This window comes from Kitasatospora sp. NPDC048239, from assembly GCF_043202015.1.
Lineage (GTDB): Bacteria > Actinomycetota > Actinomycetes > Streptomycetales > Streptomycetaceae > Kitasatospora.
In genome coordinates this window covers 587,051-611,428 of record NZ_JBICZP010000005.1, presented here as the reverse complement: position 1 = coordinate 611,428, position 24,378 = coordinate 587,051, and the positions used below count along the sequence as shown (strand labels likewise).

Below are 24,378 nucleotides of genomic sequence, written 5' to 3'. Positions count from 1 at the left end.
GCCGTGAGCCCGTCCGACGACCTGGTCCGCACCGCCCCCGCCTCGGGGCTGCAGCGCGGGCTCTGGTTCCTCGACCAGTGGCAGCCGCAGGCCGCCACCTACAGCACCCCGTGGGTGTTCGACGTCACCGGCCCGCTGGAGCCGCCGCTGCTGCAGCAGGCGCTGGACGGCGTGGTGGCCCGGCACGAGGCGCTGCGCACCACCTTCGCGCTGCACCCCGACGGCCCCCGCCAGCAGGTGCACCGCTCGCTCGCCGTCCCGCTCGCCGTCACCGACCTGCGCGGGCTGCCCGCGGCCGAGCGCGACGAGCGGGCCGAGCTGCTGCTCACCGAGCGCTCCGCCGAGCCCTTCGACCTCGCCACCGGTCCGCTGCTGCGGGCCGAGGCGCTCCGGCTGGCCGACGAGCGCACCACCGTCCTGCTGGTCGTCCACCACATCGTCTGGGACGGCTGGTCCGCCGAGGTCTTCGAGCGCGAACTGGCCGAGCTGTACGGCGCCCTGATCGAAGGGCGCGAGGCCCGGCTGCCCGAGCTCACCGCCCAGTACGCGGACTACGCGATCGAGGAGCTCGGCGCCTCCTTCGAGGAGCACCTGGCGTACTGGAAGGACCGGCTGGACGGCGCCCCGGCGCTGCTGGAGCTGCCCACCGACCGGCCCCGGCCCGCCGAGCGCGGCCAGGCCGGCCGCACCGAGGCCTTCGGGCCCGCCGCCGGCACCGCCGCCCGGGTGCGCGCCCTGGCCGAACAGGAGGGCGTGACCCCGTTCACCGTCCAGCTGGCCGCCTTCGCGCTGCTGCTGAACCGCTGGACCGGCGCCGACGACCTGGTCGTCGGCACCCCGGTGACCACCCGCAACCGGCCGGAACTGGAGGACCTGGTCGGCTACTTCGTCAACCTGCTGCCGCTGCGGATCGGACTCGCCCCGGGGATGACCTTCCGTGAGCTGCTGGAGCACGTCCAGGACGCCGCCTTCGACGCCTTCGGCTACCTCGACGTGCCCTTCGACCAGCTGGTCGACCACCTGGGCACCGCCCGCACCGCCCAGCACCCGCCGCTGGTCCAGGTGGTGTTCGGCGCGCACACCGAGGACCGGACACCGCTCGCCCTCGGGCCGGCCGCCGCCGAGCGCCGGGTCCGCTCCAACGGCACCAGCAAGTTCGACCTCACCTGGTCGGTCTTCGACGACGGCGAGCTGCGCGGCGAGGCCGAGTACAGCAGCGACCTCTTCGACCCGCCGACCGTCCGGCGGCTGGCCGCCGACTGGCAGGAGCTGCTCACCGCCGCGCTGGACGGCCCCGACACCACGGTGCTGCAACTGACCGGCGGCGGACGGCCCGAGGAGCCGGCCGCGCTCGCCGAGGGGCGCTGCCTGCACCACCTCTTCGAGGCGGCGGCGGACGCCTACGGGGACCGGCCCGCCGTCAGCGACCAGGCCGGGACGCTCGACTACCGCGAACTCGACCGGCGCGCCAACCGCCTCGCGCACGCCCTGCTCGCCCGGGGCGTCGGCGCCGGCGACCGGGTCGGCCTGCTGCTGGACCGGACCGCCGACATCCCGGTCGCCGTCCTCGCGGTGCTGAAGACCGGCGCCGCCTACGTGCCGGTCGACCCCGCGGCGCCCGCCGACCGCGCCTCGCTCGTCCTCGGCGACACCGGCGTCGCCCTGGTCGTCACCGACCGCCCGGACCGGGTGCCGGACGGCCCGTGGCAGCTCCTCGACCTGGCCGCGCGCGCCGAGGAGCTCGCCGCCCGGCCCGACACCCGCCCGCCGGCCGCCGGCCGGCCCGGGGACGTCGCCTACGTGATCTTCACCTCCGGCTCCACCGGTCGGCCCAAGGGCGTCGCCGTCGCCCACGAGCACGTCAGCCGGCTGATGGACTCCGGGCGCGAGCACTTCTCCTTCGGACCGGACGAGGTGTGGACGCTCTTCCACAGCTACGCCTTCGACTGGACGGTCTGGGAGCTGTGGGGCGCCCTGCTGCACGGCGCCCGCCTGGTGGTCGTGCCCTATCTGACCAGCCGCTCCCCCGAGGAGTTCGCCCGGCTGCTGGACGACGAGCGGGTCTCCTACCTCTGCCTCACCCCGTCGGCGCTGCGCCAGCTGGAGCCCGAGCTGCGGCGCAGCCCGCGCGCCCTGCCCGCGCTGAAGTGGATCATGCTGGGCGGCGAGGCGCTCGACCCTGCCGTGGTGCAGCGCTGGTTCGACCTCGACCCGCTGCCGCCGGCCCGGCTCTGCAACCTGTACGGGATCACCGAGACCACCGTCCACGTCACCACCCACGACGTGGCCGGCAGCGCGGCGGGCTTCGAGCGCAGCCTGATCGGCGCACCCATGCCGCACCTCACCGCGCTCGTCCTGGACGACTGGCTGCGGCCCTGCCCGGCCGGCCGGCCCGGCGAGCTGTACATCGGCGGCGGCAGCCTCGCCCACGGCTACTGGGGCCGGCCCGGCCTCACCGCCGGGCGGTTCGTCGCCGACCCGTACGGGCCGCCCGGCGCCCGGCTGTACCGCACCGGCGACGTCGCCAGGCGGCTGGCCGACGGCGGGCTGGAGTACGTCGGACGCGCCGACTTCCAGGTCAAGCTGCGCGGCTTCCGGATCGAGCTCGGCGAGATCGAGAACGCCCTGAGCGCCCACCCGGACGTGGACGCCTGCGTGGTCACCGTGCACGACGACCGGCTCGCCGCGTACGTCACCGGGCGCGAACCGGCCGACGTCCGGGCCTTCCTGGGCCGCTCGCTGCCCGAGTACATGGTCCCGGCCTCGGTGACCGTCCTGGACGCGCTGCCGCTCACCGTCAACGGCAAGGTGGACCGGGCGGCGCTGCCCGCCCCTGGCCTGCGGGTCGCCGCCGCCGGCGACGGGCACGTCGAGCCGCGCACCCCCGACGAGGAGGCCTTCGCCGCCGTCTGGTCGCAGGTGCTCGGGGTCGAGGGGATCGGTGTCCACGACGACTTCTTCCACCTCGGCGGGGACTCCATCCGGGCCGTCCAGCTCGCCGGGGCGCTGCACGAGCGCGGCTGGGAGGTCACCCTGCGGGACGTCTTCAACGCCCCGACCGTGGCCGCCCTGCTGCCGCTCGCCGAGCCGGTCGCCGCCGACCGGGGCGCCGCCGAGCCCTTCGCGCTGGTCTGCGGGGAGGACCGCGCCGACCTGCCGCCCGAGGTGGTGGACGCCTATCCGATGGTGTCCATGCAGCTCAGCATGGTCTTCCACATGGAGATCGCCGGGGGCACGGACAGCTACCACAACGTCAACTCCTACCGGATCTCCGGCGACCTCGACGAGGAGGCGTTCCGCCGCTCCGTCGCCGAGGCGATGGAGCGCCACCCCGTCCTGCGCACCGGGCTGGACCTGTCCGGCTACGGCGAACCCCTGCAGCTGGTGTACGGCGCGCTCCCCGCGCCCGTCGGGTTCGCCGACCTGCGCGCGGTCGAGGACCAGGACGCGGCCGTCCGGGCCGTCTTCGACGAGCACCGGGAGCGGCCGTTCGACCTGAGCGCCCCGCCGCTGTTCCGGATCACCGTGCAGCGGCTCGCGGAGCGCGCCTTCCAGCTGACCGTCTCCGAGCACCACGCCATCCTGGACGGCTGGAGCTTCACCTCGCTGCTCACCGAGCTCCTGGAACGGCACGCCGCGCTGGCCGCCGACCCGGGGAGCGCACCGACGCCGGCGCCGCGCTCGTCCTTCCGGGACTTCGTGGAGGTCGAACGGGAGGCCGCCGCCGACCAGCGCTCGCTGGAGTACTGGCGCGGCCGGCTCAGCGGGGCCGGCGGCCAGCTCTGGTCCGGCAGCGCCGGCGTCCACGAACTGCCGCGCACCGTCGAGCGGGTACTGCCCGAGGCGCCCGGCCAGCTGCGGCTGGTCGCGGACGCGCTGGCCGTCCCGGTCAAGTCCGTCGCGCTGGCCGCGCATCTGCGCGCCCTCGCGCACATCACCGGACGGCGGCGGGTCACCACCGGCCTGGCCATGAACGGCCGGCTGGAGCGGCTCGGCGGCACCGAGGTGTACGGGCTCTTCCTCAACACCGTCCCGCTGGTCTGCGAGCCGACCGAGGACCTCCTCGGCCTGGTGCGCGAGGTGCACCGGGAGGAGCTGGACATGATGCCGCACCGCCGGGTGCCGTTCGCCCGGCTCGCCCGCCTGATGGCCGACACCGGGCTCGACAGCCAGTTCGGCTACCTGCGCTTCCACGCGCTGGGCCGGCTCAGCTCGGCCAGCATCGTGGACGGCCGGATCGGCTGCGAGCCGACCCTGCGGCACGAGCCCAACAGCTTCGCCTTCGGCGCCTCGCTGATCCAGGACCCGGTCTCGCAGCGGGTGCTGCTCGCCGTGGACCACCAGCAGTCCGTGGTCGACGACTCCACCGCCGAGACCTTCATCGACGCCTACACGGCGACCCTTCACGACCTGGCCGCGTCCGCCCGACGCGCCCTCCGGACCGAGGAGTACCGCGCATGACCGCCGCCCCCGCCACCGCCACCGTCCCTGCCGCCACCGTCCCTGCCGCCGCCGGACCCGCCACCGCCGGCCCCGCCACGGACCTGCTGACCCGGCTGCGCGCCGTGGTCGCCGCCCACCCCGGCCGGACGGCCGTCCAGGGCGCCGACGGCAGCCTCGACTTCGCCGGACTCGACCGCCGCACCGCCGCCCTGGCCCGCGCCCTGCGCGCCCACGGCGTCCGGCGGGGCGACCGGGTCGGCGTCCACCTGGCCCGCACCACCGACCTGCCGGTCGCCCTGCTCGCCGTCTGGCGGGCCGGCGCCGCCTACGTGCCGCTCGACCCGGCCTACCCGGCCGAGCGGCTGGCCTTCATGGCCTCCGACGCCGGGCTCACCGCGCTGATCAGCGCCGACGGCGCCGTCCCGGTGCCGGACGGCGTCCCGGTGCTGCGCCCGGACGCCGCCGCCGACGGCCCGGAGCTCCCCGACGGCGCCCACCCCCTCGACTCCGCGTACGTGATCTACACCTCCGGCTCGACCGGCCGGCCCAAGGGTGTGGAGGTGCCCCGCGGCGCCGTCGCCGCACTGGTCACCGCACTGGAGCAGAGCGGCGCCTACCGGCCCGAGCCGGGCGTGGTCGGCTGGAACGCCAGCGTCTCCTTCGACGCCTCCGTCCAGCAGTGGGCCCGGATCTGCCGCGGCGACACCGTCGTGGTGATCGACGAGGCCCGGCGCGCCGACCCGGTCCGGCTCGCCGCCCTGCTCGCCGAGCACGGCGTCACCGACCTGGACCTCACCCCCTCGCACTGGGAGCTGCTGCGCGAGCCGCTGGCCGGCACCCGCCCGCCGCGGCTGTTCATGGGCGGCGAGCCCGTCCCCGAGCGCGTCTGGCGGGAGCTCGCCGAGGCCGGTGCCGACGCCCTCAACCTGTACGGGCCCACCGAGTGCACCGTGGACGCCGTCACCGCCCCGATCAGCGGCCCCGGGCCGCACCTCGGCGAGCCGCTGCCGGGCGTGCGCGCCTACCTGCTGGACGAGAAGCTGGCGCCGGTCGCCGACGGCACCGTGGGCGAGCTCTACCTGGCCGGCCCCGGCGTCGCCCACGGCTACCCGGGCCACCCCGGGCTCACCGCCGGGCGCTTCGTCGCCGACCCGTTCGTCGCGGCCCCGGCCGCAGGCGGCGGGAGGATGTACCGCACCGGGGACCAGGCCAGGCGCGGCGCCGGGGGCCGGCTGGAGTACGTCGGCCGGGTCGACCGCCAGGTCAAGCTGCGCGGCTACCGGATCGAGCTCGGCGAGATCGAGCACGCGCTGGCCGCCCTGGAGGGCGTCCGGGCCGCCGCCGTCACCGTGCACCGGAGCGCCGAGGGCGACGACCGGCTCACCGGGTACGTCACCGGCACCGCCACCGCGCCCGTCCTGCTGGAGCGGCTGCGGGCCGCCCTGCCCGCGCACCTCGTCCCGGCCGGGATCACCGTGCTGGAGGCGCTTCCGCTCACCCCCAACGGCAAGGTCGACTACCGGGCCCTCCCGCTCCCGGCCGCGGAGGCCGCGCCGGCCGCCGCCGGCGGCGGCGGGCTGGACGAGCAGGTCGCCGAGGTCTGGCGCACCGTGCTCGGGGTGGCCGACGTCGCGCCCGAGGACGACTTCCTCGCCCTCGGCGGCCACTCGCTCGCCGCCCTGCGCGTCGTCCACCTGCTGCGCCGCCGGCTGAACGTCGAACTCCAGCTCCGCCACCTGCTGGACGCCGCCGACCTCGCCGAGTTCACCGCCTCCGTGCGGCGCGCCGCCGAGGCCGGCGCCGCCCCCCGGCCCGCGCTCACCGCCCGTCGCGCGGCCACCCGGTGATCGGCGCCCCGCCGGTCCGGCCCGGCCGGCCCCGGGTCGAGGGCGACTGGCTGCTCGTCCCTGCGCCGCAACCGCACCGCCCGTTCCGGCTGTTCTGCTTCCCGCACGCCGGCGGTGACGCCACCGCCTACACCCCGCTGGCGCACGCCCTGGCCCCGACCGCCGAGGTCTGGGCGCTGCGCCCGCCGGCCCGGGGCGGCCGCGGCCGCCACCCCATGCCCGCCACCTTCGACCTGCTGGTCCGGGCGGTCGTCGAGGCCCTGACCCCGCATCTGACCGGCCGGTTCGGCTTCTACGGGCAGAGCTTCGGCGCGCTGCTCGGCTACGAGGTGGCCCGCGCCCTGCCCGCCGACCGGCAGCCCGAGCTGGTGGTCGCCGCCTCCGCCTCGCCGCCCGCCCACTGGGCCGAGGACGTCCGCCCCCGGGAGGACCCGGACGAACTGCTGCGGATCGCCGGGATGGGCGAACTCGTCCAAGCCGAACCGGAGTTGCAGGAGATGGCACTCGCCGCCATCCGCACCGACCTCGCCGTCAGCCACACCTACCGGCCGCGCCCGCACCCGCCGATCGCCGCCGACCTGTACGCGGTCGCCGGCGCGGACGACCCCATGCTCGACACCGCGGAGCCGGCCGGCTGGGCCCGGCACACCCGCCGCACCTTCGGCCACCACGTCGTCCCCGGCGGACACCTGCTGGCCACCGTCGACCGTCCCGGCCCGGTCGACCTTCTGACCTCGATCATCGGGCGCCTGCCCGAGCGAAACCCCAGGGAGCAGTAGTGGTCAGCACCACGGTCGACCTGACCGACCCGGGCCTGTGGGCCCTGCCCGACACCCCCGCCCTGGTCGAGGAGCTGCGCCGCGAGGCGCCCGTCCACCTCACCGACACCGTCGACGACGGGCCGGTCTGGTCGGTGCTCTCCTACCAGCACTCCGCGGAGGTGCTGCGCAACGCCGCCGTGTACAGCTCCGAGAGCGGCTCGCTGCTCGGCGCCGGGGCCGGCCAGACACCCGTCGGATCGGGCCGGATGATGGCCCTCACCGACCCGCCCCGGCACCGCGAACTCCGGGCGCCCGCCAACCCGTTCTTCTCCCCGGGCGGTGTGCGCGGCGCCGCCCGCAGCATCGCCGAACTGGCCGGCGAACTCTTCGACCGGGCCGTGGAACAGGGCGAGGTCGACCTGGTCGACGTGGTCTCCGCACTGCCGCTCGCCGTGATGTGCGACCTGCTCGACGTGCCGGAGAAGGACCGCGAGATGGTCGTCCGGGTCTGCGACATCGCCTTCCTCGGGCGGACCCCGGAGGAGCGCCGGGCCGGCCACCAGCAGCTCATCCCCTATCTGATGCACCAGGTGATGCTGCGGCGCACCGACCCGCGCGACGACCTGATCAGCATGATGGCCACCTACCGGGTCCGCGGCAGGCTGCTGCCGGTGGAGGACGTGGTGCTCAACCTGGACAACATCGTGGTCGGCGGTGTCCAGACCGTCCGGCACACCGCCGCGATGGGCCTGCTCACCCTCGTCCAGAACCCCGGGCTGTGGCAGCAGTTGCAGCGCGGCGAGGTGGGGATGGACTCCGCCGTGGACGAGCTGCTGCGCTGGACCTCGGTCGGCCTGCACACGCTGCGCACCGCCTCCCGGGACACCGAGCTCGCCGGCCGGCAGATCCGCAGCGGCGACCGGGTCGCGGTCTGGGTGTGGTCCGCCAACCGCGATCCGGAGGCCTTCGACCGGCCCGACCTGATCCGGCTCGACCGCTCCCCCAACAAGCACCTCGCGCTGGGCCTCGGCGCCCACTACTGCATCGGCGCACCGCTGGCCAAGGCCGAGCTCGGCGCGCTGTTCTCCGCCGCCCTGGAGCGGGTCTCGGTGATCGAGCCGACCGCTGCGCCGCAGTACAACCGCTCGATCATCAACTTCGGCCTGGACCACTTCCCCGTCCGGCTGACCCCGCGCTGACCCCGCGCTGACCCCGCGCCGACCCCGCGCCGACCCCGCGCCGACCCGCCGTCCGGCGCCCGTCCGCTGGGCGGCACCGGCACCGCCGAACTGCCGCTCTCCTGCCGGACCTTGTGCCGCTCGGCCCGATCGGCCGCCGATAGCTTCGTATCAACCCAAGGAGGACACCACCATGACGAACCCGTTCGAGGACGACAACGCCGGCTACCTCGTGCTGGCCAACGACGAGAACCAGCACTCGCTGTGGCCGGTCTGGATCGACGTGCCGGCCGGCTGGACCACCGTCCACGGCGAGGACACCCGCCAGGGCTGCCTCGACCACATCGAGGCCAACTGGACCGACATCAGGCCCGCGAGCCTGGTCGCCGGCCTCGACCGGGCGTGAGCGCCGCCATGCTGACCTGGGAACTCACCCCCGGCCGCCCGGCCCTCACCCGCGCACCGCGGACCGCCGGCATCGGCGAGGCCTGCGAGTGGCTGCGCGAGAACGAGACCGAGCTCACCGACGCCCTGCACCGGCACGGCACGATCTTCCTGCGCGGCCTGCCGGTCGCCGGCACCGAGGACGTCGCCGCCGTGCGCGACGTGCTCATCCCGGAGCCCACCCCGTACCGCGAGAAGGCCACCCCCCGCAGCGACTTCGGCAACGGCGTCTTCTCGTCCACCGACCTGCCGCCCGCCCAGTCGATCCGGATGCACAACGAGAACAGCTACACGCTGACCTTCCCCGGCCGGCTGCTGTTCGCCTGCCTGATCGCCCCGGAGGAGGGCGGCGCCACCCCGACCGCCGACTGCCGCCGGGTGCTCGCCGGGCTCCCCGACCACCTGGTCGACCGGATGCGGTCCTCCGGCTGGACCCTCACCCGCACCTACTCGGACTACATCTCGCTCGGCTGGCGCACCGCCTTCAACACCGAGGAGCGCTCCGAGGTGGAGGCCTACTGCCGTGAGAACGGCATCTCCTGGGAGTGGCAGCCGGACGGCAACCTGCGCACCAGCCAGCTGCGCCCCGGCACGATCAGCCACCCGGGGACGGGCGAGGAGGTCTGGTTCAACCACCTCGCCTTCTGGAACGAGTGGTCGCTCGACCCGGACATCCGGGAGGCGATGATCGACGAGTTCGGCCCGGACGGGTTCCCGTTCAACACCGGCTTCGGCGACGGGAAGCCGCTCGGCCGCGAGGACGTCGAGGCGCTCAACGAGGCCTACCGGGCCGCGACCGTCCGCGAGACCTGGCAGGCCGGCGACGTGATGCTGGTCGACAACGTGCTCTGCGCCCACGGCCGGGACCCGTTCCGCGGCGACCGGCGGATCGCCGTCGCCATGGGCCGCCCGGTGGACGTCCTGGACTGCCGCCCGAGCGTGCTCCCCGCAGTCGTCCCCGCCCAGGCCTGACCGGCGCACCTGAACACCCGCCGTGACGTGAGTAGAGGAAGCACCGTGATCCCGGTTTCGTACGCACAACAGCGTCTCTGGCTGATCGACCAGATCGAAGGGCCGACCGCGCTCTACAACCTGCCGTTCGCGGTACGCCTGCGCGGCGGGCTCGACACCGCCGCACTGCGCGCCGCCACGGCGGACGTGGCCGCCCGGCACGAGGCGCTGCGGACGGTGTTCCCGGTGGTCGCGGGGGTGCCGGTGCAGCAGATCGTGCCGTGCGACGAGGCGCGGCCCCGCTTCGAGACGGTCGACTGCGCCCCGGCCGACTACCCCGCTCTGCGGGACGCGGCGGCGGCCCACACCTTCGACCTGGCACACGAACTGCCCATCCGGGTCACGGTCTTCTCTCTCTCACCCACCGAGCACGTGCTGCTGGTGGTGCTCCACCACATCGCCGGCGACGGCTGGTCGCTCGGGCCGCTGCTGCGCGACCTCGCCACCGCCTACCGGGCGCGGCTGGCCGGGGCGGCCCCCGACTGGGAGCCGCTGCCCGTCCAGTACGCCGACTACGCCCTCTGGCAGCGCGAGCTGCTCGGCGACGAGCAGGACCCGCAGAGCCTGCTCGCCCGCCAACTCGACTACTGGCGGACGACGCTGGCCGGTCTGCCGGAGGAGCTGGAGCTCCCCGTCGACCGCCCCCGGCCGCCGGTGCCCAGCGCCGCCGCCGACGCCGTGGCCTTCGGGTACGGCGCCGAACTGCACGCCGCCCTGGTCGACCTGGCCCGGCGGCACCGGTCCACCCTGTTCACCGTCCTGCAGGCCGGCCTGGCCGCCCTGTTCACCCGGCTCGGCGCGGGCACCGACATCCCCCTCGGCACCGGCGTCGCCGGGCGCTCCGACGAGGCCCTGAACGACCTGGTCGGCTTCTTCGTCAACACCCTGGTGCTGCGCACCGACACCTCCGGCGACCCGGGCTTCGCCGAGCTGCTCCGCCGCGTCCGGGAGGCCCAACTCGACGCGTACGCCCACCAGGACGTGCCCTTCGAGCGCCTCGTCGAGGAGCTCAACCCGGCCCGGGTGTCGGGCCGCCACCCGCTGTTCCAGGCGCTGCTCGTCCTGCAGAACAACGACGAGGCCGAACTCGGCCTGCCGGGCCTGGAGTCGGTGTCCGAGCCGATCGGCCTGCGGGTCGCCAAGTTCGACCTCAACATCGGCGTCACCGAGCGGTTCGGCCCGGACGGTGCGCCCGCCGGCCTCAGCGGCTCCGTCGAGTACGCGGCCGACCTGTACGACCGCGCCACCGTCAGCACCCTGTTCGAGCGGCTGGGCCGGCTGCTGGCCGGCGCCGCGGCCGACCCCGAGGCGCCGATCGGCTCCCTCGACGTGCTCGCCCCCGAGGAGCGCGGGCGCATCCTGGCCGACTGGAACGACACCGCGGCCCCCCTTCGCACCGGGGCGCTGCCGCAGCTGTTCGCCGAGCAGGCCGCCCGCACCCCGGACGCGGTCGCGCTCGCCCACGACGGCGGCACACTCTCCTACGCCGCGCTCGACGCCCGGGCCAACCGGCTCGCCCGGCACCTGATCGCCCTCGGGGTCGGAGCCGAGACGCCGGTCGCGATGCTGATGGAGCGCTCGGTCGACGTGGTCGTCGCCACCCTCGCGGTCCTCAAGGCCGGCGGCTGCTACGTGCCGATGCACGCCAGCCTGCCGCCGGACCGGATGGCCGCCGTGCTCGCCGACACCGGTGCCCCCGTCCTGCTCACCGACCGCGCCGACCCGGGCTTCGCGCACGGCGCCGCGGTGGTGCGGCCCGGCGACGAGCACCGCGCCAGCAGCGAGTACCCCGCCGCCGACGCCGACCCGGGCGTCGCCGTCCACCCCGACCAGCTCGCCTACGTGATGTACACCTCCGGCTCGACCGGTGTGCCCAAGGGCGTCGCCGTCCGGCACCGCGACGTGGTCGACCTGGCCGCCGACCGGCGCTGGCGCGACGGCCGCCACGAGCGCGTCCTGCTGCACTCCCCGCACGCCTTCGACGCCGCCACCTACGAGCTCTGGACGCCCCTGCTGGCCGGCGGCACGGTCGTGGTCGCCCCGCCGGGCGCCCTGGACGCCGACGCCCTGCGCGCGGTGACGGCCCGCCACCAGGTCACCGCCGTGTTCCTCACCAAGGCCCTGTTCGACCTGGTCGCCGAGGAGGCCCCGGAGACCTTCGCGGCGCTGCGGGCGGTCTGCACGGGCGGCGAGGCCGCCTCCGGCACCCTGCTGCGGCGGGTCCTCGACACCTGCCCCGAGCTGCTGCTCGCCCACGTCTACGGCCCGACCGAGGCCACCACCTTCGCGACCTTCCACCACCTGCGGGCCGCCGACCTGGACGGCCCCCGGGTACCGATCGGCGGCCCGCTCGACAACATGCGGGCCTACGTCCTGGACGCCCGGCTGCAGCCCGTCCCGCCCGGCGTGCCCGGCGAGCTGTACGTGGCCGGCGCCGGGCTGGCCCGCGGCTACTGGCGGCGGCCCGGCCTCACCGCCGAGCGCTTCGTCGCCTGCCCGACGGGTGGCGGCGCGCGGATGTACCGCACCGGCGACCTCGTCCGGTGGCGGGCCGACGGGGCGATCGAGTTCCTCGGCCGGATCGACGGCCAGGTCAAGCTGCGCGGGTTCCGGATCGAGCTCGGCGAGATCGAGGCGGTGCTCTCCCGCCACCCCGCCGTCCGCCAGGTCATCGTGATCGCCCGGGAGGACCGCCCCGGCGACACCCGGCTGGTCGGCTACTGCGCGGCCGACACCACCTCCCTTGACGGCGCCGACCCCGCCGACCTCGCCGCCGAGCTGCGCCGGTTCGCCGCCGAGAGCCTGCCGGGCTACATGGTCCCCTCCGCCGTCGTCGTCCTGGACACCCTGCCGCTCAACGCCAACGGCAAGGTCGACCGGCGGGTCCTGCCCGCCCCCGACCTCGGCGCGACCGGCGACGGCCGCGCCCCGCGGGACGAGCGCGAGCAGACCCTGTGCGCCCTGTTCGGCGAGATCCTCGGCATCGACGACATCACCATCGACGACGACTTCTTCGAACTCGGCGGCCACTCCCTGCTCGCCACCCGCCTGGTCGGCCGCGCCCGGACGGAACTCGGCGTCGAACTCTCCATCGGCGACCTCTTCCAGGCCCCGACGGTGGCCGGCCTCGCCGCCCGCCTCGCCGACACCGCCGGCTCCGCCGCCACCCCGGCCAGGCCCGCGCTGCGCCCCGGCCCGCGCCCCGACCGGCTGCCGCTCTCCTTCGCCCAGCGCCGCCTCTGGTTCCTCGGCCAGGCCGAGGGCCCGGCCACCACCTACAACGTCACCCTGGCGCTGCGCCTGCGCGGCCCGCTGGACGCCACCGCCCTGGAGCAGGCCCTCGGCGACGTCGTCTCCCGGCACGAGGCGCTGCGCACCGTCTTCGGCGAGCACGAGGGCGTGCCCTACCAGCAGGTGCTGGCCGAGCCGCCCACCGCCCTGCTCACCCGTACCGACCGCCCCGCCGCCGACCTCGTCGGCCACACCTTCGACCTCGCCACCGAGGTGCCGATCCACGCCTACCTGCGCCCGGAGGGGCCGGACGAGCACGTCCTGGTGCTGGTCGTGCACCACATCGCCGGCGACGGCTGGTCGCTGCGCCCGCTGTTCGGCGACCTCGCCGAGGCCTACCGGGCCCGGCTCGCCGGCGCGGCCCCCGACTGGGCGCCGCTGCCCGTCCAGTACGCCGACTACACCCTCTGGCAGCACGAACTGCTCGGCCCCGACAGCGACCCGCAGAGCCTGGGCGGGCGCCAGCTCGCCTACTGGCGCGAGGCCCTGGCCGACCTCCCGGACGAGCTCGCGCTGCCGCTGGACCGCCCCCGCCCGCCGGTCGCCTCCCACCGCGGCGAGGTCGTCCCGATCGAGCTGGGCGCCGACCTGCACGCCCGGCTCACCGGCCTGGCCGCCGAGCACGGCGCCACCCTGTTCATGGTGCTCCAGGCCGCGTACGCCACCCTGCTGCACCGCTTCGGCGCCGGCCCCGACATCGCGATCGGCACCCCGCTGGCCGGCCGCCTCGACGAGGCCGTCGAGGACCTGGTCGGCTTCTTCGCCAACACCCTGGTGCTGCGCACCGACCTCTCCGGCCGACCGGACTTCACCGAGCTGCTGGGCCGCGTCCGGGAGGCCGACCTCGCCGCGTACGCGCACCAGGACGTGCCCTTCGAGCGCCTCGTGGAGGAGCTCAACCCGGCCCGCTCGCTCGCCCGCCACCCGCTGTTCCAGGTGATGCTGGCCTTCGACAACACCGCCGACGCCGGGCCCGCGTTCCCCGGGGTCCAGGCCGCGCACGAGCCGGTCGGGTTCGGCACCGCCACCTTCGACCTCACCCTCAACCTGGTCGAGCAGCACCACCCCGACGGCACCCCCGCCGGCCTCGGCGGCGGCCTGGAGTACGCGACCGACCTCTTCGACCGCGCCACCGCCGAGCGGCTCGCCGCGGCCCTGGCACGGATCCTGGAGCAGGCCGCCGCCGACCCCGGCCGCCCGGTCGGCACCCTGGAGGTGCTGGGCGCGGCCGAGCAGGAGACGCTCGCCCGCTGGAACGGCACCCCGGACGCCACCGCCGCCGCGCCCTCCGTCCCGGCCGTGTTCGAGGCGAACGCGGCCCGGTCGCCGGAGGCCACGGCCCTGGTCCACGGCGCCGAGACGCTGACCTTCCGACAGCTCAACAGCCGGGCGAACCGGCTGGCCCGCGGCCTGCTGGCGGCGGGCGTCGGCCCGGAGTCGCTGGTCGCGCTGGCGCTGCCCCGCTCGGTGGAGTCGGTGGTCGGCATCCTCGCGGTGCTGAAGGCCGGGGCCGCGTTCCTGCCGCTGGACGCCGAGTACCCGGTGGACCGCCTCGCCCACATGCTGGCGGACTCCCGGCCCGCGGTGGCCCTCACCAACGACGGCTGGCCACTGCCCGAGGCGCTCGCCGGAGTCCCGCTGCTGCGCACCGACGAGGAGCTGTGGGCCGAGCAGCCCGCCGAGGACCTGCCGGTCCGCGCGGGCGCCGACCACGCGGCGTACGTCATCTACACCTCCGGTTCGACCGGCCGCCCCAAGGGCGTCGTGGTCGGCCACGGAGGCCTGGCCAACCTGCTGGCCTTCCACCGCGCCGAGACCATCGACACCGCCCGCCGGGCCCGTCCCGGGCGGCCGCTGCGGATGGCGCTCACCGCCTCGCTGTCCTTCGACACCTCGCTGGAGGGCTTCCTCTGGCTCGCCGCCGGCCACGAGCTGCACCTGATCGGCGACGACCTGCGGCGCGACGCCGGGGCCGTCGTCCGGTACGCCGAGCAGGCCCGGATCGACGCCCTGGACCTCACGCCCACCTACGCCGACCAGCTGATCGAGGAGGGGCTGCTGACCCGCTGCGCGCCCGCGGTGCTGCTGCTCGGCGGCGAGGCCGCCGGCCAGTCGCTCTGGACGACGCTGCGCAACACCCCCGGCACCCTCGCGTTCAACATCTACGGTCCGACCGAGTGCACCGTCGACGCCCTGTACTACCGCCTGGCCGAAAGCGAGCGGCCGATGATCGGCCGCCCGCTCGCCAACCTCCGGGCGTACGTGCTGGACGAGCACCTGAACCCGGTACCCGCCGGGGTGCCCGGCGAGCTGTACCTCACCGGGGTCGGCCTCGCCCGCGGCTACCTGGGCCGCCCCGCGCTCACCGCCGAGCGCTTCCCCGCCTGCCCGTTCGAGCCGGGCGCCCGGATGTACCGCACCGGCGACCTCGCCCGGCGGCGCCCGAACGGCGACCTGGAGTACCTGGGCCGCACCGACCACCAGGTGAAGATCCGCGGCTTCCGGATCGAACTCGGCGAGATCGAGGCCACCCTGACGGCGCACCCGGACGTCCTCCAGGCGGCCGTCCTCCCCCACCAGGGCGGACCGGGCGGCACCCGCCTGGTCGCCTACGCGGTGGGCGGCCCGGCGCTGGACCCGGCCGAGCTGCGCACCTTCGCCGGCGCCTCGCTGCCCGCGTACATGGTGCCCTCCGCCGTGGTGCTGCTGGACGCGCTGCCGCTGAACGTCAACGGGAAGCTGGACCGCACCGCCCTGCCGGATCCCGACTTCGGGGCGTTCGTCGGCGGCCGGGCGGCCCGCACCCCGCAGGAGGAGATCCTCTGCGGACTGTTCGGGGAGGTGCTGGGCCTCGACGCCGTCGGCATCGACGACGACTTCTTCGACCTCGGCGGCCACTCGCTGCTCGCCACGAAGCTGCTCAGCCGGATCCGCACCGTGCTGGGCGCCGAGCTGGGCATCCGGGACGTCTTCGAGGCCCCGACGGTGGCCGGGCTGGCCGGCCGGCTGGCCTCGGCCGACACCGACCGCCCCGCACCGGTGGGCGGCCGCGAGCGCCCCGAGCACCTGCCGCTCTCCTTCGCCCAGCAGCGGCTCTGGCTGATCGACCGGATGGAGGGCCCCAGCGCCCTCTACAACGTCCCGCTCGCCCTGCGCCTGTCCGGCGAGCTGGACACCCACGCCCTCACCGCGGCGCTGGGCGACGTCATCGCCCGCCACGAGAGCCTGCGCACCGTCATCGCCGAACGCGACGGCGAACCCCACCAGCGAATCCTCCCGGCGGCTGCGGCCCCGGTCACGGTCGAGGTACGGAACTGCCGGCCGGAGGACGTCGACGGCGAGGTCGACCTGGCCTCCCGCCGCCCCTTCGACCTGGCCGCCGAGCCGCCCGTGCGGACCACCCTGCTGCGGGTGGCGCCCGAGGAGCACGTCCTGGTGGTGGCCCTGCACCACATCGTCAGCGACGGCTGGTCGATGGGCCCGCTGCTGCGCGACCTCGCCGAGGCCTACGCGGTGCGCCGCGGCGGCGAGGCGCCCGGCTGGGAGCCGCTGCCCGTCCAGTACGCCGACTACGCGCTGTGGCAGCGCGAGCTGCTCGGCAACGAGGACGACCCCGGCAGCCTGCTCTCGCGCCAACTCACCTACTGGCGCGAGACCCTGGCCGACCTCCCGGAGGAGCTGGCGCTGCCCGCGGACCGCCCGCGCGGCGCCGGGGCCGACCACCCCGGCGACCGGGTGGCACTGCCGCTGGACGCCGAACTGCACCGCCGCCTGCTGGAGTTGTCCCGCGAGCACCGGGTCACGCTGTTCATGACCCTGCAGGCCGCACTGGCCGCGCTGCTCACCCGCCTCGGCGCGGGCACCGACATCCCCGTCGGCTCGGTGGTCGCCGGACGCTCCGACGAGGCACTCGACGACCTGGTCGGCTTCTTCGTCAACACCCTGGTGCTGCGCACCGACACCTCCGGCGACCCGGGCTTCGCCGAGCTGCTGGGCCGCGTCCGGGAGACCGACCTCGGTGCGTACGCCCACCAGGACGTGCCCTTCGAGCGCCTGGTCGAGGAGCTCAACCCGGCCCGCTCGCTCGCCCGCCACCCGCTCTTCCAGGTGATGATGGTCCTGCAGAGCAACGAGCAGGCGGAGCTGGAGCTGGCCGGCCTGCGCGCCGAGGCGCTGGCGGCGGGCACCGGGGTCGCCAAGTTCGACCTCAACGTGACCCTGGAGGAGTCCTTCGGTCCGGGTGGCGCGCCCGCCGGGATCGACTGCGCCCTCGACTTCGCCACCCACCTGTTCGACCGGGAGACGGTCGAGACGATCGCGGCCCGCTTCGGCCGCCTGCTCAGGGCCGTCGTCGCGGATCCGACCCGGCCGATCGGCCGACTGGACCTGCTCGCCGAGGGCGAACGCGCCGAACTGCTCGCGGGCGGCACCGAACTGCCCGCGTCCGTCCCGCTCGTCCCCGCCGCCTTCGAGGCCCAGACCGCCCGCACCCCCGACGCCGTCGCCCTCGTCCACGGCGACCGGCAGCTCACCTACGCGGAGCTCAACACCCGGGCCAACCGCATCGCGCACGCCCTGACGGCGGCCGGTGTCGGCCCGGAGTCGCTGGTGGCGCTGGCCCTGCCGCGCTCGGTGGAGTCGGTGGTCGGCGCACTGGCCGTGCTGAAGGCCGGGGCGGCGTTCCTGCCGCTGGACGCGGAGTACCCGCTGGAGCGCACGGCCCACATGCTGGCCGACGCCCGACCGGCCGTGGCACTGACCAACGACAACTGGCCGCTGCCCGAGGCGCTCACCGACGTCCCGGTGCTGCGCACCGACGAGGAGCTGTGGGCCGGACAGCCCGCCGGGAACCCGCCCGTGCGGGTGAGCGGCCACCACGCGGCGTACGTCATCTACACCTCCGGTTCGACCGGCCGCCCCAAGGGCGTTCTGGTCGGCCACGGGAGCATCGCCGCCCTGCTGGCCTCGCACCGCGCCGGGCTCTTCGGCGGGGCGGAGCGCGCCCACGGCCGGCTGAAGGTCGCCCTGACCGCCTCGCTCTGCTTCGACGCCTCCTGGGACAGCCTGCTGTGGCTGGTCGCCGGACACGAGCTCCACCTGATCGGCGACGAAGTCCGCCGCGACGCCGCCGCCCTCGTCCGCTACACCCGGCAGGCCGGGATCGGCGCCGTGAACACCACCCCCTCGTTCGCCGAACAGCTGGTCGAGGAGGGCCTGTTGGCCGATCCCGCACCGCAACTGCTGCTGCTCGGCGGCGAGGCGGTCGGCCAGGCCCTGTGGACCAGGCTGCGCGAGACGCCCGGGCTCACCGGCCACAACCTCTACGGCCCCACCGAGTCCACCGTCGACGCCCTGATCCAGCAGCTGTCCGACAGCGACCGCCCGACCCTGGGCGCCACCGTGGCCGGCACCCGCGCCTACGTCCTCGACGAGCACCTCAACCCGGTGCCCGCCGGAGTCCCCGGCGAGCTCTACCTCGCCGGGGCAGGACTCGCCCGCGGCTACCTGGGCCGCCCCGCGCTCACCGCCGAGCGCTTCCCCGCCTGCCCGTTCGAGCCGGGCACCCGGATGTACCGCACCGGCGACCTCGTCCGCCGCACCCGCGACGGCCACCTCGACTACCTCGGCCGCACCGACCAACAGGTCAAGATCCGCGGCTTCCGCATCGAACCCGGCGAGATCGAGCAGGTGTTGGCCCGGCACACCGCCGTCCGCCAGGCCGTGGTCGCGGTCCACACCGGCGACACCGGCGACCGCCGGCTGGTGGCCTACTGCACGGTGTCCGAGCAGGGCCCCGAACTCGCCCTCGACCTGCGGCGGTTCGCCGCCGAGGCACTGCCCGGGTACATGGTGCCGGCCGCCGTGGTGCTGCTGGCGGCACTGCCGCTGACCGGCAGCGGCAAGGTCGACCACCGGGCCCTGCCCGCACCGGACTTCGGCGCCTTCACCGGCGGCCGGGCGGCCCGCACCCCGCAGGAGGAGATCCTCTGCGCACTGTTCGGGGAGGTGCTGGGGCTGGAGTCGGTCGGCATCGACGACGACTTCTTCGCCCTCGGCGGCCACTCACTGCTCGCGATCAAGCTGCTCAGCCGGGTGCGGACCGCCCTCGGCGCCGAGTTGGGCATCCGGGACGTCTTCGAGGCCCCGACGGTCGCCGGGCTGGCCGGCCGACTGGCCTCGGCCGACACCGACCGTCCCATACCGGTGGGCGGCCGCGAGCGCCCCGAGCACCTGCCGCTCTCCTTCGCCCAGCAGCGGCTCTGGCTGATCGACCGGATGGAGGGCCCCAGCGCCCTCTACAACGTCCCGCTCGCCCTGCGCCTCTTCGGCGAGCTGGACACCCACGCCCTCACCGCGGCGCTGGGCGACGTCATCGCCCGCCACGAGAGCCTGCGCACCGTCATCGCCGAACGCGACGGCGAACCCCACCAGCGAATCCTCCCGGCGGCCGGGGCCCCGGTCACCGTGGAGACCGTGCACTGCCCGCCGGACGGCCTGGCCGCGGCCCTGGAGGCCTGCACCGAGCGCCCGTTCGACCTGGCCACCGAGCTGCCCGTCCGCGCGCACCTGCTGCCGGTCGGCGAGGACGAGCACCTGCTCGTCCTGGTCCTGCACCACATCGCCGGTGACGGCTGGTCGATGGGCCCGCTGCTGCGCGACCTCGCCGAGGCGTACACGGTGCGCTGCGGCGGCGAGCAGCCGGTCTGGGAGCCCCTGCCCGTCCAGTACGCCGACTACGCGCTGTGGCAGCGCGAACTGCTCGGCGACGAGGACGACCCCGGCAGCCTGCTCTCGCGCCAACTCACCTACTGGCGCAAGGCCCTGGCCGACCTCCCGGAGGAGCTGGCGCTGCCCGCGGACCGCCCCCGGAGGGCGGACGGCGGCCACGGCGGCGACCGGGTGGTCCTGCCGCTGGGCACCGAACTGCACCGCGGCCTGGTGGAGTTGTCCCGCGAGCACCGGGTCACGCTGTTCATGACCCTGCAGGCCGCACTGGCCGCGCTGCTCACCCGCCTCGGCGCGGGCACCGACATCCCCGTCGGCTCGGTGGTCGCCGGACGCTCCGACGAGAGCCTGAACGAGCTGGTCGGGTTCTTCGTCAACACCCTGGTGCTGCGCACCGACACCTCCGGCGACCCGGGTTTCACCGAGCTGCTCGCCCGGGTCCGGGAGACCCAGCTGGACGCCCACGCCCACCAGGACGTGCCCTTCGAGCGGCTGGTCGAGGAGCTCAACCCGGCCCGCTCGCTCGCCCGCCACCCGCTCTTCCAGGTCATGCTGCTGCTGGAGGGGGGCGGTTCCGCGGAGCCGCTCGACCTGGCCGGCCTGCAGGCCGTACCCGAGCCGGCCGGCGGGTACGCGGCCAAGTTCGACCTCAGCATCGGCATGGGGGAGTCCTTCGACGCCGCGGGCGCGCCCGCCGGTCTGGAGTGCGCGATCGACTTCGCCACGGACCTCTTCGACCGGGAGACGGTCGAGGCGATCGCGGCCCGCTTCGGCCGCCTGCTCAGGGCGGTCGTCGCGGACCCATCCCGGCCGATCGGCCGACTGGACCTGCTCGCCGAGGGCGAACGCGCCGAACTGCTCGGCGGCGGCACCGAACTGCCCGCGTCCGTCCCGCTCGTCCCCGCCGCCTTCGAGGCCCAGACAGCCCGCACCCCCGACGCCGTCGCCCTCGTCCACGGCGACCGGCAGCTCACCTACGCGGAGCTCAACACCCGGGCCAACCGCATCGCGCACCGCCTGATCGGCGCGGGCGCCGGCCCGGAGTCGGTGGTCGCGCTGGCCCTGCCGAGGTCCGCGGAGGCGGTGGCGGCCCTGCTGGGCGTGCTGAAGGCCGGCGCCGCCTACCTGCCGCTGGACGCCGAGTACCCGGCCGACCGCACCGCCGGCATCCTGGCCGACGCGGCCCCCGCGTTCGTCCTCACCGACGACGGCTGGCCGCTGCCGGAGCTGCTGGCCGACCTGCCCGCCCTGCGGCTCGACGAGGCGCCGGGCGCCGGGGACCGGGCGGACGACCCGGCCCCCCGGGCCGGCGCCGGGAACGCCGCCTACATCATCCACACCTCCGGGTCGACCGGTCGGCCCAAGGGCGTGGTCGTCGACCACGGGAGCATCGCCGCCCTGCTGGCCGCCCACCGCGCCGCACTGATCGGCGGCGCGGAGCGCGCCCACGGCCGGCTGAAGGTCGCCCTGACCGCCTCGCTCTGCTTCGACGCGTCCTGGGACAGCCTGCTCTGGATGGTCGCCGGACACGAGCTGCACCTGATCGGCGACGAAGTCCGCCGCGACGCCGCCGCCCTCGTCCGGCACACCCGGCAGGCCGGGATCGGCGTCCTGGAGGTCACCCCCTCCTACGCCGAACAGCTGGTCGAGGAGGGCCTGTTGGCCGATCCCGCACCGCGGCTGCTACTGCTCGGCGGCGAGGCGGTCGGCCAGGCCCTGTGGACCAGGCTCCGCGAGACCCCCGGCACCACCGGTCACAACCTCTACGGCCCCACCGAGTCCACCGTCGACGCGCTCACCCAGGCCCTCGCCGACACGACCCGCCCGACCCTGGGCGCCACCGTGGCCGGCACCCGCGCCTACGTCCTCGACGAACACCTCAACCCGGTGCCCGCCGGAGTCCCCGGCGAGCTCTACCTCGCCGGGGCAGGACTCGCCCGCGGCTACCTGGGCCGCCCCGCGCTCACCGCCGAGCGCTTCCCCGCCTGCCCCTTCGAGCCCGGCAACCGGATGTACCGCACCGGCGACCTCGTCCGCCGCACCCGCGACGGCCACCTCGACTACCTCGGCCGCACCGACCAACAGGTCAAGATCCGCGGCTTCCGCATCGAACTAGGCGAGATCGAGCAGGTACTGACGCAGCATCAGCAGGTCACCGCCGCCACCGTCCTGGCCCACCAGGACCAGGCGGCCGGCACCCGGCTGGTGGCCTACGTGGTCACCGACGGCCCGCTCGACCCGGTCGAGCTGCGCGCCTTCGCCGGAGCGGCCCTGCCCGCGCACATGGTGCCGGCCGCCGTCGTCCCGCTGGCGGCGCTGCCGCTGACCGGCAGCGGCAAGGTCGACCACCGGGCCCTGCCCGCACCGGACTTCGGCGCCTTCACCGGCGGCCGGGCGGCCCGCACCCCGCAGGAGGAGACGCTCTGCGCACTGTTCGCCGACGTCCTGGGCCTCGACACGGTCGGCATCGACGACGACTTCTTCGACCTCGGCGGCCACTCGCTGCTCGCGATGAGGCTGCTCGGCCGGATCCGCACCGCCCTCGGCGCCGAACTCGGCATCCGGGACGTCTTCGAGGCTCCCACGGTGGCCGGGATCGCCGGCCGGCTGCACTCCGGGGCGGCCCGGGACGCGCTGGAGGTCCTGCTGCCGCTGCGCACGGGCGGCGACCGCGCACCGCTGTTCTGCGTGCACCCCGCGGCCGGCATCGGCTGGGTGTACTCGGGACTGCTGCGCCACCTGGACCCCGGCCGTCCGGTCTACGCCCTGCAGGCCCGCGGCCTGCGCGGCGGGGCACCGGCCAGTGTGGCCGAGATCGCCGAGGACTACGTGCGGCAGATCCGGTCGGTGCAGCCGAGCGGCCCGTACCACCTGCTCGGCTGGTCCTTCGGAGCGGTGGTCGCCCAGGCGATGGCCGTCCGGCTCCAGGCCGAGGACGAGGCGGTGGCCCTGCTCGCCCTGCTGGACGGCGCGCCGATCGAGCCCGACCCGGCCGACCAGGCCCCCGCCGGCGACCCCGTGGACACCCTCGCCGAGCTGCTGGCCTCCCTGGGCCACGACCCGGCCGACGCCCGGGGCCCGGCCGAGCTGGCGGCCCTCCTCGGCGAGGCGGCCGACGTCCTGCCCGAGGTCTTCGAGCGCAACGGCAAGCTGATGGCCGAACACCGCCCGGACCGCTACCGGGGCGACGCCGTGTTCTTCGGCGCGACCCTCGACAAGCCCGCGGACTGGCCCTACGAGGAGGCCTGGCGGCCGTACCTCGACGGCCGGATCGAGCACCACCGCATCGCCTGTGACCACGGCGCGATGACTCAGCCGGAGCCCCTCGCACGGATCGCCTCCGTGCTGGCCCAGAAGCTTGGAGAGCAGTCGCGATGACCAGTGTCGACGTCCAGCCGCCCCCGCAGGTGGACCCGCCCCGCAGCCGCTGGGGCCTGTGGGCACAGGGCGACTTCCGCAAACTCTGGATCGGCGAGACGACCAGCGGCCTCGGCACCGCGGTCGGCAACGTGGCGCTGGCCCTGGTGGCCGTCGTGACGTTGAACGCCGGCCCGTTCATGGTCGGCCTGCTGACCGCCTCCGCCTGGGTGCCCTGGCTGTTCATCGGCCTGCCGGCCGGCGCCTGGGTGGACCGCTGGCCCCGGCTTCGGGTGATGCTGGTCTGCGACCTGCTGCTGCTGGTCCTGTTCGGCAGCGTCCCGGTGGCCGGCTGGTTCGGGGCGCTCACCATGGCGCAGCTGGTGGTGGTGGCCCTGCTGACCGGCGCGGTGAAGGTGTTCTTCAGCACCGCCTACGGCGCCGTGCTGCCGTCCGTGGTCGCCAAGTCCGACCTGCTGGAGGCCAACGTCAAGCTGCGCTCCGGCGAGTCCGCGGTGGAGATCGCCGGGCCCGGTGTGGCAGGGCTGCTCTCCCAGGCGTTCGGGGCGGCCAGCGGGCTGCTCGCCGACTCCGTCACCTATCTGGTCTCGGCGATCTGCGTGGGGACGATCCGGGCCGAGGAGAAGCCCCCGCCGCCGTCCGAGCGGCGCGGCATCCTGCGCGAGATCGGCGAGGGCGTCCGCTTCCTGGTGCACGACCCGTACCTGCGGACCCTGGCCTGTTTCGGCGCGGTCGGCAACCTCGGGTTGAACGGCATCCAGGCCGTGCAGACGGTCTTCCTGGTCCGCAACGTGGGGGTCGAACCGGACGGGGTGGGGCTGGTGTTCGCGGTGGTGAGCATCGGCGGGCTGGCCGGGGCGGCGCTGGCCGGGCGGATCGCCCGCCGACTGGGCACCGCGCGCGGGCTGCTGCTCTGCGAGCTGGTGGTCGCCCCGTTCATCTTCCTGCTGCCGCTGGCCGGGGAGCAGCTGCCGCTGGCCCTCAGCGCGGTCGCCTGGTCGGTCGCGGTGTGCGGTGTGGTGGCCGGCAACGTCCTCGCCGGCAGCTTCTACCAGTCGTACTGCCCGCCCGCGATGATCGGCCGGATCCGGGCCAGCGCGTCGACCGTCAACTACAGCGCGATTCCGGTCGGCGCCCTGCTCGGCGGCTACCTGGGCGAGGTCCTGGGTGCCCGCACCACCATCTGGATCATGGCGGGCGTGCTGCTCTCGGCCGCTGCGGTTCTGCTGGCCAGCCCGCTGCGGACGCTGCGCGACTTCCCCGAGCGCCCCGAGTCCGACCCGGCCGCCTGATCCCCCC

The 24,378-nt window shown here is 75.4% G+C and carries 8 protein-coding genes; all 8 read left to right on the top strand.

From position 1 onward, the window contains the following. Positions 1–3: 3 nt before the first annotated feature. The 8 genes from ACGFZP_RS17185 (at position 4) to ACGFZP_RS17150 (ending at position 24,371) form a co-directional block, all read left to right on the top strand. Positions 4–4,461 (top strand): amino acid adenylation domain-containing protein, encoded by a 4,458-nt coding sequence (locus ACGFZP_RS17185; RefSeq protein WP_392933252.1) that lies wholly within the window; start codon positions 4–6, stop codon positions 4,459–4,461. After that, the gene (locus ACGFZP_RS17180; RefSeq protein ID WP_392933249.1) at positions 4,458–6,290 is read left to right on the top strand and encodes a non-ribosomal peptide synthetase; all 1,833 of its coding nucleotides are present in this window, start codon (positions 4,458–4,460) and stop codon (positions 6,288–6,290) included. Before ACGFZP_RS17185 ends, ACGFZP_RS17180 begins: the two co-directional genes overlap by 4 nt. Then, entirely contained in the window at positions 6,287–7,069 is a 783-nt protein-coding gene (locus ACGFZP_RS17175; RefSeq protein ID WP_392933246.1) for a thioesterase II family protein, read from the top strand. Before ACGFZP_RS17180 ends, ACGFZP_RS17175 begins: the two co-directional genes overlap by 4 nt. Beyond that, a complete protein-coding gene (locus ACGFZP_RS17170; protein WP_392933243.1) occupies positions 7,069–8,250 on the top strand; it encodes a cytochrome P450 in 1,182 nt (393 codons plus the stop codon). Before ACGFZP_RS17175 ends, ACGFZP_RS17170 begins: the two co-directional genes overlap by 1 nt. Positions 8,251–8,422: 172 nt before the next feature. Beyond that, positions 8,423–8,635 (top strand): MbtH family protein, encoded by a 213-nt coding sequence (locus ACGFZP_RS17165; RefSeq protein WP_387949944.1) that lies wholly within the window; start codon positions 8,423–8,425, stop codon positions 8,633–8,635. An 8-nt stretch (positions 8,636–8,643) separates the two neighbouring features. Next, positions 8,644–9,645, top strand: coding sequence for a TauD/TfdA family dioxygenase (locus ACGFZP_RS17160; protein ID WP_392933240.1), 1,002 nt, complete (start codon positions 8,644–8,646; stop codon positions 9,643–9,645). 45 nt (positions 9,646–9,690) lie between these two features. Further along, positions 9,691–23,079 carry an amino acid adenylation domain-containing protein gene (locus ACGFZP_RS17155; protein WP_392933238.1) on the top strand — a complete coding sequence of 4,463 codons (13,389 nt, stop codon included), beginning with the start codon at positions 9,691–9,693 and terminating at the stop codon, positions 23,077–23,079. Next, complete coding sequence (locus tag ACGFZP_RS17150; RefSeq protein ID WP_392933235.1) at positions 23,076–24,371, top strand: MFS transporter; 1,296 nt, start codon at positions 23,076–23,078, stop codon at positions 24,369–24,371. The genes ACGFZP_RS17155 and ACGFZP_RS17150 overlap by 4 nt, the downstream gene beginning before the upstream one ends. Positions 24,372–24,378: the final 7 nt, after the last annotated feature.